The organism is Methylobacterium sp. E-046, from assembly GCF_022829625.1.
Taxonomy (GTDB): domain Bacteria; phylum Pseudomonadota; class Alphaproteobacteria; order Rhizobiales; family Beijerinckiaceae; genus Methylobacterium; species Methylobacterium longum.
In genome coordinates this window covers 93,496-109,300 of record NZ_JAKSYP010000277.1, presented here as the reverse complement: position 1 = coordinate 109,300, position 15,805 = coordinate 93,496, and the positions used below count along the sequence as shown (strand labels likewise).

The window sequence follows — 15,805 nt, the reverse complement described above, 5'->3', positions numbered from 1 at the left end:
AGGAGCGCGCCATGACGAGCCACCGTGAAACCGCCGCCGCCATCCGCATCGCCGAACTGCCCGCCGGGGCCCTTGGCGGTCTGGTCGGCGTCACCTTCGCCCCCGGCAAGCAGCAGATGGGTGGACTGACGGGCCGCCACGAGCGCGACCTCGCCGCCGACCTCGACGCGGTGGCGGCGTGGGGCGCCGCCGCGGTCGTCACCCTGATGGAGGCCGCCGAGCTCGAGCGCTACCGCATCCCCGAGATCGGCGCCGAGGTGCGCGCCCGCTTCATGGAGTGGCACCACCTGCCCATCCGCGACGTCGACGTCCCGGCCGCCGCGTTCGAGGCGGCTTGGCCCCAGCACTCGGCCCGTCTGCGTTCGCTGGTGGCCGCCGGCAATCGCGTCCTCATCCACTGCCGGGGCGGCCTGGGCCGGGCCGGCATGGTCGCCGCTCGCCTTCTCGTCGAGATGGGCGCGGCTTCAGCCGAGGCCATCGCCGCCGTCCGCCGCGCCCGCGACCCCCGGGCCATCGAGACCCGCGCTCAGGAGGATTGGGTTCGGACGGGCCGCCCGCAGCCGGTCGGCCGTCCCGAGGCGGGCGGCGCCCGCGACCGGGCCGTCGGCGCCATGCTCGGCCTCGCCGTCGGCGACGCCGTCGGCACCACCATCGAGTTCTCGGCCAAGCCCCGCCGAGCGGTCCTATCCGACATGGTCGGCGGCGGCCCGTTTCGCTTGAAGCCGGGACAGTGGACCGACGACACCGCCATGGCCGTCGCCCTCGCTGACAGCCTGCTCGCTCACCCCGACCTCAACTGCGACGACCTCGCCCGCAGGTTCGTGTCCTGGTACCGGGAGGGGCTCTATTCCTGCACGGGCGCCTGCTTCGACATCGGCATGACCACCGCGGCGGCCCTGCGCCGGTATGAGCGGACCGGCGACCCGATGGCCGGCTCGGCTGACCCGGGCACGGCGGGCAATGGCTCGATCATGCGGCTCGCCCCGGTCGCCGTCCGGCACTGGAGCGACCGGACGACGATGCTGCGAGTCGCTCGAGACCAGTCCCGAACCACCCACGCTGCCCTTGAGGCTGTCGAGGGTTGCGAACTCCTCGCTGACCTCCTCGCGGCGGCCATCGGTGGTGCCACACTGCCCGATCTCGTCGTCTCGGACGCCGCGCGCCGGATCCGGGGCTTCCGGACCGGCCAGTTCCGCGGCGAGGTGCGCGGTACCGGTCACGTGGTCGCCTCGCTGCAAGCCGCGCTCTGGGCGGTCTCGCGCACCTCGACTTTCCGGGACGCCGTGCTGCTGGCCGCCAATCTCGGTGAGGACGCCGACACGACGGCGGCGGTTGCCGGACAGATCGCCGGCGCCCTGTACGGCGCTGCGGGTATCCCGGCCGAATGGCTCGACCAACTTGCATGGCGCGGACGGATCGAACGGATGGCCGGCGACCTGTTCGACGCCGCGCGCTTCGCCGCCTGACACCGACCCAGATGAACGGACGGCGCTTTGACGCACGAGTGCGCGTGTCGAGCGCGTGTCCCACCGGCTACATCGCATCCAACCCCTTTCTACCTGCGCCTGCCCCAAGTGCATCCACCGACCGCACCAGCGGCGCCCCCAGCACCCCTGTTTTCCCGTCCGTACGCCAGCCACCGCCGTCCCCTAAGGTGGTGCGCTCACGACCGACCCAGCTGCCCTTCAGCCCCCGGCCTGTCTCGGGTGGTTCCGGCCGCACCTCCGCGGCCGCTATGAGGCGCCACCCCGAGCCCATGAACGCCGCCAGCCCCCTGCCGCCGCGCACTGCCGCCTACGGACCTCGTCAAGCCCCCACACTTCCCCGCCGCGCTTAGCCCCACCGCCCGCGTGATCCTCGACTCGTCCGGCCTCGGCGCACCCCCGCCTCACTTGCCTATCATCCCCGAGTTCGCCCACCGCCGCCGGCAAGAATTCGTTCTCGTGGCAACCTCATGCCGCCGGCCCGGACCAATTCTTCTGTTCATCTGCGTGATTGCTGACACGCTGCGGCGCCGACCCACCCACGACCAGCCATCCAACAGTTCTGCCCTGTTCAGGACTTTCCCAAATATTTGAAACTAGAGTGCTCCCGCCACCGCAGTTCTACCAACAAGCGGGCTCATCCGGGACCGGCGAGCTGTAGCTCGACCTCGAGGCGACAGACGCCCTTCGCGCCGACGCCTCAACCTGCAGGGGCCTCTACATCGCTCGTTTATTCTGGCCCCTTTGCGCATGCCAATTTTGCAACCAATGCCCGGATCTAACGGGAATTATTTTGGCGGAGAGCGAATATTAACGCACCAGGCTGAGGCTTAGATCGGGTCTATCCGTCGTGAACTGCTTGAAAGGTCTCAGTGATGAGCTCCCTCAGCCAACGAATGGCCCGGTTTCCCTCGTGGCGCCGGTGCCAGTACAGCGTCCAATCGAATGGGGCTGACACGAAGGGCAGTTCGCGCACGGTTAGGCCGTGCGTCGATAGGGCTGCGGCCAGCCTGCCCGGCATGACCGACAGGAGATCCGTACTCGCCAGCACATGCGGGACGGTCAGCCAGTGCGGCACGTTGAGCGCGACATCGCGCTTGAGCTGATCGCCCGCGAGCACATCGTCGATGAAGCGAAGGTCGGTGGGCGACATGGAGACTTTCAGATGCCGCGCTCTGAGGAACGCCTCCAGCGTCAGCGGCGCGCCGGCCAGGGGATGGCCAGCGCGCATCACGCTCACCATTCGGTCCGGTAGGACGACCTGCGTCCGGATCGCGTTCGACGGCTTCAGGCCCATGCTGACCGCCAGATCGATCTCGTCGTTCTCGAGTGCCTCGACGGTCCGGACCGGCGACAGATGGAGGACGTCGAGGGTGATGCCCGGCGCGCGTTCGCCGAGCCGACGGAGCAACTCGGGCAGGAGCAGTAAACTCAGGAGATCGGACAGTCGCAGCGTGAAGGATCGCTCAGCGCGGGTGGGATCAAATTCGGTCTCGCTCTCGAGCACGCGCTCGATCTGCCGAAGGATTAGCTTCGTCGGGCCAGCGAGCTCCAGAGCGCGCGGTGTCGCCTGCATGCCTGCGGCGGTGCGGACGAGCAGTTCGTCCTTGAACACGTGACGCAGCCGGGACAGGGCGTTGCTCATCGCCGGCTGGCTTACGCCGACGCGATCAGCGGCGCGAGTTACATGCAACTCGCTCAACAGCGCGTCGAGGGCAACGAGCAGGTTGAGATCGACTGTCCGCAGGTTCATCGCCGTGCCGCACCGCCAGCGGCATTCATGTGGCGAATGCAGCAAGTAGAGAAATCCATTTCACAAATGGCGCTAGCACCGCTTCATAGCGTCGTCGACCCATCCCCCTGACGGTTCGGCACCGACGAGAGGCAATGATGTCCGAACACGACGCGCTCAAGCGCAAGATCAAAGTATGCATGTTCGACCAGTACGGGACGGTCGTCGACATGCAAGGCGGTCTAGTCACGATCGCGACGCCGTTCCTCAAGGAGAAGGGCTGGGGTGGCAATCCCAACTCCTTCGTCACGTGGTGGCGGCGCACCCATTTTGAGAACTCGATGATCGATGCACTCCTGCACAGAGAGCACACGCCTTATCGCGAGATCGGACAGCGCGCAGTGTCCTTCGTCATGGATCGATGCGGGATCACTTACACGGCCGAGGAGGTCCGCGGCCTCGTCGCTGAGATCGAGAAGTTGCGCTGTTTTCCCGAGGTCCCTGCGGCACTCGAGAAGCTACACACCCGCTACAAGCTCGTCGTGCTCTCGAACGGCGACCCCGATATGCTGGAGGCGGCCAAGCGCTACCATGGCATCCCCTTCGATCAGGTCATCTCAGTCGCGGAGGCGAACGCGTTCAAGCCGCACGTGGCAACCTACACCAAAGCGGCCGAGCTTGTGGGCGTCGCGATGGACGAGGTTCTGTTCGTCGCAAACCACGCCTTCGACTGCATCGGCGCAAAGGCGGCGGGGATGCACACCGCGTTCATCGACCGGCGGCAGCGACCCTTCGGCCAAACGCCACACCAGCCCGACATCCGCGTTCGCACGATGCAGGACTTGGCCGATGCCATGGTCTGACGCGGCCCCGCTCGACGGGTTGCGCATCCTCGATCTATGCCGGGTCGTGTCCGGGCCGTTCGCTACCATGCAGCTGGGCGATCTCGGCGCCGACGTCGTGAAGGTCGAGGAGCCACGCCTCGGTGACGAAGCGCGAACCTACGGGCCGCCCTTCGTCGGAGGGGAGAGCGCGTATTTCCTCTCGGTCAATCGCAACAAACTCAGTTGCGCCCTCGACTTGAAAAGCGAGGGCGGGCGGGACGTTCTGCGACGCCTCGCGACCCACGCCGACGTCATCATCGAGAATTTCCGGCCCGGGACCATGGAGCGGCTCGGACTGGGGTTCGACGAGTTGCGCCGCGAGAACGTGCGGCTGATCTATTGCGGGATCTCAGGTTTCGGCCGAACTGGGTCGGGCGCTGGGCGGCCGGGCTACGACCTGATCTTGCAGGGCGAGGCCGGGATCATGGACATCACCGGTGATCCCGATGGGCCGCCGACCAAGGTCGGCACCTCGATCGCCGACCTCGTGACTGGACTGTATGCGGCACAGGCAGTGCTGGCGGCCCTTGCCCAGCGTGACCGCACTGGCGAGGGCGGGCGCGTCGACGTGTCGATGCTGGACGCCATGGCCTCGCTGCTGACGTTCAATGCCGGGATGTACTTCGCTACCGGTATGAGTCCTCCCAGGCGCGGCAACGCCCATCCGACCATCTCGCCCTACGAGACCTTTCAGGCCGCAGACGGTTGGATCAACATCGGGGTGGCCAACGACAAGTTCTGGGCTTCCTTCTGCGGTGCGATCGCTAGGCCCGATCTGCTCGAAGACGGGCGTTTTGCGAGCGCATCCCAGCGTGCGGCTCGTCGCGCGGATCTCCACGCGATCCTGGTCCCGATCTTTCTGGACAAGGATCGAGACTCCTGGATCACGCTGCTCGGTGACGCAGGCATTCCGTGCGGCGCGATCCGCACGGTGGGCGAGGTCTGTGAGGCACCGCAACTTGCCGAGCGCGGGGTTTCGCGCACCGTCGCCCATCCGGCGGCCGGCGACGTGCGCTATCTTGCGAGCGCCATCCGGTTCGACGATCACGCCCCCCCAAACGTTCGACCGGCTCCTCTTCTCGGCGAGCACACGCGCGACGTCCTCGGGAGATGGCTGGGGCTTGCCGACGGTGAGATCGAGGAATTTGCCGAACGCGGTGCGTTCGGAGCTCACCCGAAGCTGGAGGCTACGCGCGGATGAGTCAGCGCTCTCCTGATTTTGCCGCAGATGGCGCGGCCATGCTGTCGCGTGCGACCGGCGATGCACGACAGGAATTCGGTTCGTTCTTTCTCTCGCGGCTGCTCGGCTTCGAGATTACTTACGAGGACGAGCGCTGCATCGTGCGCTTCGAGGCCATCCCGCCGCTGTTCAACCCGCAGGGAACCTTGCACGGCGGCGTCATCGCCACTGCGCTCGACATCTCGATGGGCCACCTTCTCCGGCACGTGGACGGGCCTGGCACTACGTTGGAGATGAAGGTGCAGTATATGGCGCCCGTACAATCCGGAGGCGTGCGGTGCGAGGCCGGTTTCCTCCGACGTGGACGCAGCGTCTCGTTCCTGGAAGCGCGAGCGTATTGTTCAGACGGTACGCTCGCGGCGTACGCTACGGCGACGTGGAAGCTCCTCCGCAAGCCAGAAGGAAGTGGTTGAAGTCGGTCTGGACGTAACGAGCCTATCACTTCCATCCGCCTTGAGCAGGACATCGAGCGACTCATCTGCCTCGGCCGACTTCAGCGCTCGTCAAGGCCAATGGTGCTTGGGCATCAGGTTACTGCCTCAGCGAGTCTAAGAAGTTCGGCACAGGTTTCCGAGCGGTTGCCAAATTCCTTCCAGACATGATCGCGCGCGAGATCCCGCCACTTTGCGAGGCCGGCGTCGTCTAAGGGCTGAACCTTGGCGCCAGCCTTGGCGAAGATTTTCTCGACGTCTTCGTCGTCGGCCTTGGCCCCCGCGAGCCCGAACGGCTCCATTTCGGCACCGATCGACATGATCGCTTCGCGCTGGTCATTTGGCAGTGCGTCGAAGATCGTCTTCGACATCATGATCGGCTCAAGCATGAACCAGTAGAAGCGGCCGCGACCGGAGGTCAGGTTGCGAGCGAGCTCCTCGACGCGGAACGAGATCATGCTCGTCGAGGAGGTTATCGTTGCGTCGCAGGCACCTGTCTGCATCGCCACGTAAATTTCATTAGACGGCAGATTTAGAGTTGCAGCGCCGGCTGCCTTCATGAGCAGGTCGACCTCGCGCGAGCCTCCGCGGATCTTGAGGCCCTTCGCGTCTGCCGGTAGGTACAACGGCCGGTCGCGGCTCGCAGCGTTGCCCGACTGCCAGACCCAGCTGACGAAGATCAGCCCCTTCGCCGCCAACAGTTCGGTGAGTTTGCGTCCGATTGGCGCATTCTTCCAGGCGGAGGCCTGCTCATAAGATCCGACCAAGGCTGGCATCAATCCTATACTAGTCTCGGCGAGTTCCCCGCTGGCGTAGGCGAGCGGCCAGAGACTCATGTCGAGCGCCCCCTTCCGCATTGCGCCGAACTGCGCATTCGTCTTCATAAGCGATGATCCGGCGTAGACCTGCACCTCCAGTGCGCCGTTCGTCCGCTCGCCCACCTTCTTGGCGAACCGTCGGCACATCCGATCCCGAAAATCGCCCTGCTCACCGTTGCTACTTGGGAACTGATGCGACAGCTTGAGCACGGTGGCTGAGCGTGCTGGCGCGATGCCTAGGGTCAGGATCGCCGGGGCCGCGAGCGCGGAGCGCAGGAGGTCGCGGCGTGCGACTGCTAAGTTGAGAGACATGGACGTTCCTCGAGCCGGTTCTTCTTGCCGTGTAGGGAAGCAGCCCGCGGTGCAACGCCCAAATTTAAAGTTTACATGTACATATTCACGCAGCGAATGCCTCGGCTGAGGTCAGATAGGTGAGAGCGTGTCAACTGGCTCTCGGCAATGTTTCGTCTGGGCCATTCAGTATTGCGGTGCTGTAAATTATACAGCGATCGTGCCTATTGCAATCAAGCGACTGATCGGCTGCCATCCAAGCCAAGCCATAACGGCAGAACAATTGCGCGACCTTTGATTGGCGGCGAGGGCGGTCATGCGTTGGCCGGCTGCAGCGAGTCTGCTTCGAGGCCCGCTCGGGATCGGCTCGTGTGGAAGCGGTAGCGGCCGTCGAGAGGTATTGACGGTGGCCTCTCGACGGTAAGCTTCCCGGCTGAAAGCCTCATGTCGCAGAGCGCCTTGCCATCGTGATGACTTCATCTGGCGTGGGCGGGTTCGCCGGATGGTAGCTCAGGCAGAGGGGTGTGCGCAGCTTCGCCGGCCGGCCCGAGCCCTCGGTGGCGAAGTAGAATTCGCCCGCGCCGAGCTTGCCGATGTCGGCCGCCGCCCCGCCGCCCGCCGCGATGATCTCCTGAGCCGCCGCGATGGTCGCCGGCGCGCTCTGACGCCCGAAGAACTGGGTCGTGCAGTTCGACACGACCTGATTGTGGATGCCGCGGGGCACCTGCGTCGCCACCACCATGCCGAGACCGTACTTGCGCGCCTGAGCCACCAGCTTGAGCCCGCTGCCGAGGCTGAGCGCCTGCTTCTGAGCCGGCAGGAAGTTCTGCGCCTCGTCGATCACGTAGAGCAGGCCGTGCGGGGACGGGTTCCGCTTGATCCAGCCGAACAGGGCCATCTGCAGGCGGTTCACGAAATCCTCCCGAGCGGCATCGGAGGCGAGGCCTGAGAGGTTGATTACCGAGATACGGGTGCGGCCGGGCTCCCGCCCGAAGAACAGGAGCGCCGGGTCTAGTACCGGCCCCTCGGCTTTCAAAAGCGGGTTTGTCGCCACCGCGGCGTGGAGCTGGTCGGCCATGCCGGCGGCAAGCTTGCCGGCCTCGCGGATCCGGCTGACATCCTCCGGAAGGTCGGACAACAGCGCGGTGAAATCCGCGAGATCGCCGCCGCCGCGCGACGCGAACAGCCGCAGGGCGTCGGCCAAGACGCCGCGTTGGAGATCCTTCTTCGCACCCGCCAGGGGACCAAGGGTCTCGGCTGCCATCTCGACCGCCTGCTGGCGCTCGTCGCGGTCGGTGCCTAGGCCGGAGAAGTCCGGCATCGCGGCCAGGAACAGCGGATTGCCGGCATGCACCCCAGGTGTCCAGATGACGACTTCAACGCGGTCCAGGTAAGCCTGCGCTTTAGCGGCATCGTCGTCCGTGAACCGCTCGGGACGCTCCGGCCATGAGTCGCCCAGCCGAGACAGGTCGTTGTTCGGATCGATCACCACGGCCGGGACGCCGGCCAGCGCCGCCTCCTCGACGAGACGTCGGAGCAGGACCGTCTTGCCGGACCCAGACCCCGCGATGATGGCGGTGTGCCTCGGAAGCAGCCGGATCGGCAGGGTCACCGGCGTGACGTCGGCGCCGATGCGCCGACCCACCGGGATCGCCTCGGCGGCGGCAAGATCCAGCGGCGGCCGGACAGGCTTTGCGGCGGGCGGCTCGGCGGGAGGCGCCACCGGCCTGGCGGGAGCTGTGGGGGGTGGATCGGACGCAGGAGGGGATTCGGCTGCGGGCGGAGGCTCGGGGTGGATGAGTCCCGCCTGCGCGAAGAAGGCGGTTGTCCGGGTCGGCTTGCCGGCGCGCAGCCACGCCTCGAATCGGTCCTGCCGCCCCGCGGCGACGGCGCGGGCCCGGAGGTCGTGCAGGGCCGCGAAGGTGCGCAAGTCCGCATCCGACGGGTCGATCAGCGTGCCGCCGGCCGCCAGGAAGGCGTCGAACAGCTGCCGGGTCTTCGCGCCGCCCGGCAAGGCACCCCGGCGCACGATCAGCAGAGTCCGATCGGCGATGCGGGACGAGATGCCCGAGGCCGTCAGCGCGGCTCGCAAGCGCGCCTGGAACGCGATGGCGTTCTGGTGCTGGAGCCCTCGGTAGCAGACGTGCCGCTCGCGGTCGTTCTGATCGCGGTGGATGAAGATCAGGCGGCCGTGGAGCGGCGGGATCCTCTGCTCCGGCTCACCCTTACTGGCCACGTCGAGGGCGTCCTCAGGGTCATCCTCCAGGGCGAAGAGGTCGAAAGTCGCGCGCAGCAGCTCGCCGAGGCCGCCATCCTCGTCGTCGAGCACGGCGGCGATATCGGCGTCCTGACGGGCGGCATCGAGGTCGAATTCCGTTCCCCGGATCGGCTCGGGCTGGGCGGCAATCCCCGATCCGGTGAGATCTTCGCAGAGTGCCACGGCTTCGTCCGCCAAGCAGGCTCGGCGGAACGCGTCGCAGCGCATCAGGATGGTCCGCGGCATCATGCCGTGCTCGGCCGCCCCGGCGATCGCGGTCTCGCTGAACGGCCACGTGCGGCTCGGCGGCTTGAAGCCGGCCGCTGCGTAGGCCGGCGTGAGGCGTCCTGCGATCAGGGCTGCGGCGGCGGCGCGGTCGCTCACGCCCACGAGGCCGACCGGCTGCTCGAAGCGCTGCAGCAGCGGCGTCAGCGCCCGCCCCTGGAGGCGCTCCCAGGAATCCTGAAGGCAGGTGATCAGGGTCATGCTGCGGTCGCAGACGGTGTGAAACTCTAGAAGCCCCGCGGACAACACCTCGGCGAGGCCTGGGCCTGGCTCGAACTCGTCAGCGCCCGGGAGCCGACTCGCGTCGATCACGCCGTCGATCTGGTCCAGCGCCACGAGGGTCGGCCCGCTCAGCGCCATGATCCACGACATGCCGCGCACGAGTTCGACCGGTGCGGGCGGCGGGGTGCGGAAGCCCAGGGCCGCGCGCTCGGCCGGATCGGCCTCGTAGCCCTGCAGCCACGCATGGGCTAGGCCGATCGTGGCGAGGTCTTGCGAGCGCAGCAGGCACAGTGCACGGAACACGTCCTGGTGCTTGAGGGCGCGCCCTGGATCGACCTTCATCAGCGCCATGACCAGCAGGTCCACGATCCGGCGCGCGTCGACGTTCGGGGTGTTGAACGCCGCTTCCACCTGCGCTTCGACCTTGAACCGTCGGGCGACCCCGGCCAGCACCGCGTCGGACTGGCGCCGCCCGTCCGGCATCGCCTGCAGCAGCGCCGTGACGAAGCTCAGCGCCGCGCTACGCCAGAAATCGGTGAGGCCCAGCACATCGAGGGGCACGAACCAGCCGCCGCTGCGCCAGACCTCCCGCCGGAACTGGCCCACGAGGTGGGTCTTGCCAACCCCGGATTGGCCGACGAGCACCCGGCCAGGCGCCCGATCGGCCGGGGCGCGGGCTTTCGCGTGCAGTTCGGCGACGATCTTCGGGACCAGGGCCTCGTTGGGCCCGCCGGTTGGCTCCGCGTCGGTCCAGATGCTGTCGAGGGTGCGGACCCAGTCGAAATCGACCCGGCGCAGGGCGTCGAGGGCATCAGTCATGACTGGATCCAGATCAGGTGGAACGGCTCGCCGGCGGGGCTGTAGGCGGCCTCTCGCTCCGCCGGCGTCAGGGCCTTCGGATCGCTCAGCTGGCTCAGGATCGCCGACCGGTCGCCCTTCAGGATGCGAGCGAGGCCGGCATCGAGGGTGGCGCGGTCGATATCGGCGAGCTCGGCTCGCAACTGGCTCAGGCGCACGCCCTGGGCCCGGGCGCCGCCGGTCAGGGTGAGGTAGGCCACCTCGATACGGGCACGGAGCTGACGCGGGCCGGGCGGCCGGGTAGCTGTCGAGGTCTTGGAGGCCCGCTTTGCCTGCAGTTTCGGCGCAGCCTCCGGTGCTGCCAATTCGGGGGCGGGTCCGATGAAGTCCGCGAGCGTTGCCCCGGTCCGCGCGATGTACTGCTCGGTCCGTTCCAACCAGTCCTGGAACGCTCGGTGGCCTGGTGGCAGTGGCTCGCGCATATGACCGCTCGCCCAGTGCCAACCTTTGTCGGTGACGGTGAGGACAAAGGACCGGCCGCGCTTCTCCACAGCGACCAGACCCTGCGCCGCCAGGGCCTCGCGGTCGGCCTTCTTCACGGCCGGCACGAGGTCCGCCTGCGAGGCATGGCCATGCCGGGCCAGGAGGGCCCAGACGATCAAGGTCTGCGTCGGCGTCACGCTCATCCGATCGGCTTCCCTTCTCGGCCCCTGCGCAGCCGCACAACGTCCCGGATCTTCTCGACGGCGCGCGGCAGGTCGGTCTCGGCCTGCTCGTTGGTGATGCGCAGGACGAGGTAGCCGGCGATCAGAAGCTCGTAGTCGCGGTGGCGGTCGGCGCCAAATTTTGGCTCGCCGCGATGCTCGGGCCCGTCAAGCTCGACGACGACTCGTCCTTCCAGCCACAGGAAGTCAACGCGCGGCGCGGTGCGCTCCAGTCCCAGGGGTACGAGGACGTTGCACGTGAACAGGGGGCCAAGTTCGTCGTCATTCCGAAGCGCGGTCTCCAGCCGCTGTTCGACGGCGCTGGCATGATGCGCCCGAGAGCGGGGTGCGATGAAGCGCGCCCGGACCGGCGTCGGTTCCCGCACGATCCGGTGAGCTCCAAAGAGGATCCGGTCGAATGGCGGCGTGTAAGCCGGAACCACCGGCAGGATCGTCACCACGGCGGCACCCCGGCTGGCGCACCACTCGATCGCTTGGATCACCGGCGCTGCCCGAGCTGGGGACGCCGGATCCACCTCGGCGATCAGCATCAGGCCGGAGGGATCGACCGCACGTGCCAGCTGAACGAATTCCACCGATCGAACCATGCGCCTGAACCGCGGCGTCCGTCCGGCCGCGGCATGCTTGCCGGCCGCCTTCCGCCACGGATCGGACAGGCCGCGTCCCTCGGCTTCCTGCCCATCCGGGGGCGACTCGGCGGCTGCCAACCAATGCGGCCAACGCGCGAGGGCGAGCTGCGCCAGATCGTCCAGCAGATGATCGAGGATGGCGTCGAGGGTGCCCAAGCCTTCGGTCACCATCATCAGCGCGCTGCCAGCGGCATCGTCCTGGGCTCGTAGCGCGGCAACGATGCTGTCACTGTCGACGCCAGTGAGGACCAGCCGCTCTCCAGGGATAAGACTTAGAATCCGAGTTGGGATTGCAGCGGCATGGATCTCGGGTAGGAGGCCTCTACCCGAAGGACCAAGTGTTGGCTCTTCGCTGACCGCCATCACGCTCGAAGCATCTATCGCGACCGGTCGCCGTGCTAAATCTGAGCGACGGTTTCACCACGCTTCGTTTCCACCGGCTACAGCCGACCGACGATGAGGTTGCCTGCGCCGTTTCAAATCCGCCAAGCTGCAACTGTATGTTGAAGTCGCATTGCAGAAGCCTTCCCTTCTGACTGGATTTACGCATCCAGTTAGGAGGCCTGCACTCTCGACAAGGTTCGCCACCACAGGGCCGCCCCTGCATCAGGAACGTGTTCATCGTTGAGCATTTTGATCCAGATAATGGCTCTGGATGCCGCTTCCCAAAATGATCGAGCCTTCAACGAGCCATGTAGGGACGGCGCTCTCGTATGCAGCTCGACCGTACCGTAGCCCTGAATCTACCCCTCAGCGGGCTGCGTAGAAGCCGGGCGGTCAATCCGGAAGCACGTCCTTCAACTCGAACAGCATCGTGCCAGGCCTCAAATCACTTGATCCCTCGCCGGCCAGGATGACCAATGGCCAATCTGACATGTCGTTGGGGCGACCCGAATGGCGGCGCGTGTGCTTCGCCCACGTTGTCGCCTCGCGAATGGCGCTCTCCAGATCAGAGGCATCGACGTGGAAGCGCTTGAACGAGGTTGGGCCACTGAGTTGGCCCAACGTAAAATCGTAGAACGGCATGCGTCTGTTCCGGCAAACAAATTACACGTGAGGTACTAAGCCTCGCGCCGCTGCCTCGCGCTGAATCCTGCATCGAAGCAAGTCGGATCGTCGCGGTGCGAGGGGCATCAATCAGTGCCTGTGCTGATGGATGCCGCGCTTAATCTCTGCATCGGTTACCGGAGGAAGGCTGAGCTGCCGGGCCAGGGAGACCAGATCCTTCAGGCGGCCGGTCTGCGTCTTGCGGCGCAAGTTGAGCCTGTGGGTCTCGACCGTGCGCACGCTCAGAGCCAGGCAGCGAGCCACATCCTTGTTGCTGAAGCCGGAGCTCAAGTAGCGAAGGATCTCTGCCTCGCGCGCCGTGAGCGCCGGGCTGTCGCTCTTGTCTGGTGTCTCGGCGATCGTCCGGTCAAGAAACACGAGGCGATCCGGCCCCTCCGCGACGGCGAGCAGGGCGCCGCCGAGTTCCCGCGGCGAACTCGATCGAGCCACGAAAGCGTCGGCACCCGCGGCTAGGAGAGTACGGAGATCGTCGGCAGTCAGCGCGCCAAAGGCGATCAGGGTGCGCAGGTTCGGCTGACGTTCCTTGAGGTCGACTATGCGGGCAATCCCGTCTGCTAGCCGAGTCTCGTCGAGGAAGATCAGTGCAACGGGGGGGCCGGCGTCAGCCCCCTTCAGGTCGGCCTCGCCAATCGTGTGGAGCTCGGGCCCGTGCTCTAGTATGGCGCGAACGGTCCCGCTCAAATCTTGAGGTTCATCCAGGATCAGGACCCCAACAGCCGAACTCATGACCACGCACCTCTCTCCCGGCTTGATACAAGTGGCCGGGGTCAGGTGCGTAGTTCCAAATTCTATTCCAGGAATTTCAAGCCGATATTGGGATATTCAGACAGGTTGTGGTTAAATTGAATATCGGCGACGAGCAGGCCTGTCTCAATTTGAGGCATGCCGCTTCCTTATCAAAATATTGTAAATTTGGCGTATCCCAAGAACGGACTGCTCCAGCCCCGAACGCTAAGCGCACCTGCCGAACACGCCGACGGTCGACAGCAACCACCACTCTTATCTGGCGCGCGAGAAGAGCTCTCGGTCCCGAGCGCGAACGGGATCTGTCCAATCGCGCTCGAACCAGGCATGCTCACCATCTCCAGGGAGCCGCTTAAGTTCCAGCAAATCGGCGTCGCCGCTCCTTTCCTCGTTCGCCACGCGGAACACATAGTGGTCGTAGATCCGTACGGCCTCAATCATATAGCTCGTCGCCACCGTCCGGTCGCGCACAAGCACGAGGTTCTCGCCGTTCTCGTCATCGGCAGGTTCAGAGAAATTGTAGGAGCCGAGATAGACGCGGGCCGTCGGCTTGTCGAAATCGAGCACCACGAACTTGTGGTGCATTCGCGTTCCGCGCTGTTTGCCATCGACGCCAGAAAGTCCCGACGGCTCGGTCAGAAACGGCGGGGGCACGTTGCCGGTGAGGGCGGCGGCACGCACCAACTTGCGACGATTGTTCGGGGTGAGCACCGTCAGGCCCAGATTGCCTGCTCTAACAGGCGCGTCGGCGATGCCCATGACGTGGACATCTCGGCGTTTCAAGGCTCGTCCCAAGGCTGGGCCGATGGCGCCCTTGGTCGTCTGGCCGAGAAAGGCAAGTGAGAAGAGCACGCTCGATTCGGCTCGGTCGATATCAGCGCCGATCTCGTCGAGCAGGCCGTTCTCCTCGCTATGAGGGGAGAAGGCGACCTTCGCATCGACGCCCGTTAGCCCGAGGTCGATCCATCCCGCCGAGCTTGCCGAGGAGCGGAAACCGTCGGCGTTCGTCGCGTTAAAGTAGGCGTCGAACGCCGAAAAGTAGTCCTCGATCGCGCGTGCACTATGAACGGCGAGGCTGTTGTTCGACTGAACGTAGAGGCCGCGCCAGGACAGGTTGGTCGAACCGTAGAGGACGGTTTCGATGCCGTCGCCTCGCACCGCGATGGATTTCTGATGCTGCAGATTGGCCATATGCTGGCGTTTGACGTTCTTTGCGCCGGCCGATGCGATCAGCCGCTCGGCGGCTCTTGTCTCCGGCGAGTTCGGGCGGCCGTGGCCCTTGGTCCGAGCGCTATCGTCGATGATGATCTTCAGGTTGGAGCCGAGTGCCTCAAGCCGCTCGACCACCTCCGGCAGGTTCAGGTCGTAGGCGATGACACGGACCTCGGCGCCCGCCTCGCGAGCTCGATCGAGCAGGGCGAGGGTTTCGGACCGCGCCTCGAAGCCCATCCAGGCGAGCGCCCGCTCGGCTTCGGCATGGGTCGGAACGAAGTCCAACCCCTGATCGCCGTCGGGCGGCACCAGCGTCGTCATCGGCCCGCCGGCTGAGAAATTACGGACAAAGGCTTGCGAGGAGACGAAGCCGCGCGTGAAGGCGACATTGATCTTGCCCGGAATTGTCTGGCGCATCAGCGCCAGCTCTGCTTCCTGCGCCTCGCCGCGCCGCAGGGCGCCAGCGGCATCCATGAACATCGGTATGACACGATAGAGGAACGACCCTTCGAGTGCCGCGTCGAAAGGGAAGTGGACCCAGCGAAACTTCTGGATGGGGGCTTCGGTCGAGCGGATGCCGTCGTCGGGAACCGGCTGTCCCGGAAATCCGATCCGATTGTGTACGGTCTTAAAGAGCTGGGAGCCAGGTTCGCGGTATTGGATGGCGAAGCCGACGAAATCGGCGGGCGGCTTGCGCGCCTTCCAGTCCATGCCGAGCAGGACCATGCCGTCGCCGCGGTGAATGGTGAGAGAGAAGGGCGCAGCTTCTTTGCCGCCGGTCACACGAAATCCAGTGGCCATGAGCGCCTCACTAGAACGCCTGCAGGATTGTGTCATCGATACATGACATTTAAGGGACAATAGCATACGTGGGGGCGAATATCACGGAAGTATTTGGTTCAGGCGTCCTATGGCGGCATGGAATAAGTTGGGGCCCCTCTCATTACATTCAGGAATTTCCGGAGTCCGGCAGCAATCTGCGATC

Annotated in this window: 12 protein-coding genes; 4 read left to right on the top strand and 8 right to left on the bottom strand. The window is 65.8% G+C overall.

Going from position 1 to position 15,805, the window contains the following annotated elements; genetic code table 11:
• The first annotated feature begins 11 nt into the window (after nucleotides 1-11).
• The gene (locus MKK82_RS30320; protein ID WP_243987806.1) at nucleotides 12-1,466 is read left to right on the top strand and encodes an ADP-ribosylglycohydrolase family protein; all 1,455 of its coding nucleotides are present in this window, start codon (nucleotides 12-14) and stop codon (nucleotides 1,464-1,466) included.
• 859 nt (nucleotides 1,467-2,325) lie between these two features.
• On the opposite strand, the gene MKK82_RS30315 is transcribed toward MKK82_RS30320, so the two are convergent.
• Nucleotides 2,326-3,282, bottom strand: a complete 957-nt coding sequence (locus MKK82_RS30315) for a LysR family transcriptional regulator (protein WP_243987805.1) — start codon at nucleotides 3,280-3,282, stop codon at nucleotides 2,326-2,328.
• Between the two features lie 92 nt (nucleotides 3,283-3,374).
• Here MKK82_RS30315 and MKK82_RS30310 point away from each other — a divergent pair, with 92 nt between their 5' ends.
• From MKK82_RS30310 to MKK82_RS30300, 3 genes are read left to right on the top strand one after another with little or no spacing between them, the layout of a single operon-like run.
• Nucleotides 3,375-4,079 carry a haloacid dehalogenase type II gene (locus MKK82_RS30310; RefSeq protein ID WP_243987804.1) on the top strand — a complete coding sequence of 235 codons (705 nt, stop codon included), beginning with the start codon at nucleotides 3,375-3,377 and terminating at the stop codon, nucleotides 4,077-4,079.
• Nucleotides 4,066-5,301 (top strand): CaiB/BaiF CoA transferase family protein, encoded by a 1,236-nt coding sequence (locus MKK82_RS30305; RefSeq protein WP_243987803.1) that lies wholly within the window; start codon nucleotides 4,066-4,068, stop codon nucleotides 5,299-5,301. The genes MKK82_RS30310 and MKK82_RS30305 overlap by 14 nt, the downstream gene beginning before the upstream one ends.
• The gene (locus MKK82_RS30300; protein WP_243987802.1) at nucleotides 5,298-5,753 is read left to right on the top strand and encodes a PaaI family thioesterase; all 456 of its coding nucleotides are present in this window, start codon (nucleotides 5,298-5,300) and stop codon (nucleotides 5,751-5,753) included. The genes MKK82_RS30305 and MKK82_RS30300 overlap by 4 nt, the downstream gene beginning before the upstream one ends.
• A gap of 113 nt (nucleotides 5,754-5,866) precedes the next feature.
• Here the strand turns inward: MKK82_RS30300 and dctP are convergent, their stop codons facing one another.
• From dctP to MKK82_RS30265, 7 genes are all read right to left on the bottom strand, one after another.
• On the bottom strand, nucleotides 5,867-6,901 hold the full coding sequence (dctP, locus tag MKK82_RS30295) for a TRAP transporter substrate-binding protein DctP (RefSeq protein WP_243987801.1): 1,035 nt from the start codon (nucleotides 6,899-6,901) through the stop codon (nucleotides 5,867-5,869).
• A gap of 421 nt (nucleotides 6,902-7,322) precedes the next feature.
• Entirely contained in the window at nucleotides 7,323-10,463 is a 3,141-nt protein-coding gene (locus MKK82_RS30290; RefSeq protein ID WP_243987800.1) for a helicase HerA domain-containing protein, read from the bottom strand.
• Entirely contained in the window at nucleotides 10,460-11,128 is a 669-nt protein-coding gene (locus MKK82_RS30285; protein ID WP_243987799.1) for a hypothetical protein, read from the bottom strand. The genes MKK82_RS30290 and MKK82_RS30285 overlap by 4 nt, the downstream gene beginning before the upstream one ends.
• Nucleotides 11,125-12,159 carry an endonuclease domain-containing protein gene (locus MKK82_RS30280; RefSeq protein WP_243987798.1) on the bottom strand — a complete coding sequence of 345 codons (1,035 nt, stop codon included), beginning with the start codon at nucleotides 12,157-12,159 and terminating at the stop codon, nucleotides 11,125-11,127. Before MKK82_RS30280 ends, MKK82_RS30285 begins: the two co-directional genes overlap by 4 nt.
• Before the next feature lie 414 nt (nucleotides 12,160-12,573).
• Nucleotides 12,574-12,822 carry a hypothetical protein gene (locus MKK82_RS30275; RefSeq protein WP_243987797.1) on the bottom strand — a complete coding sequence of 83 codons (249 nt, stop codon included), beginning with the start codon at nucleotides 12,820-12,822 and terminating at the stop codon, nucleotides 12,574-12,576.
• Between the two features lie 111 nt (nucleotides 12,823-12,933).
• The gene (locus MKK82_RS30270; RefSeq protein WP_243987796.1) at nucleotides 12,934-13,590 is read right to left on the bottom strand and encodes a LuxR C-terminal-related transcriptional regulator; all 657 of its coding nucleotides are present in this window, start codon (nucleotides 13,588-13,590) and stop codon (nucleotides 12,934-12,936) included.
• A 273-nt stretch (nucleotides 13,591-13,863) separates the two neighbouring features.
• Complete coding sequence (locus MKK82_RS30265) at nucleotides 13,864-15,621, bottom strand: phospholipase D-like domain-containing protein (RefSeq protein WP_243987794.1); 1,758 nt, start codon at nucleotides 15,619-15,621, stop codon at nucleotides 13,864-13,866.
• Nucleotides 15,622-15,805: the final 184 nt, after the last annotated feature.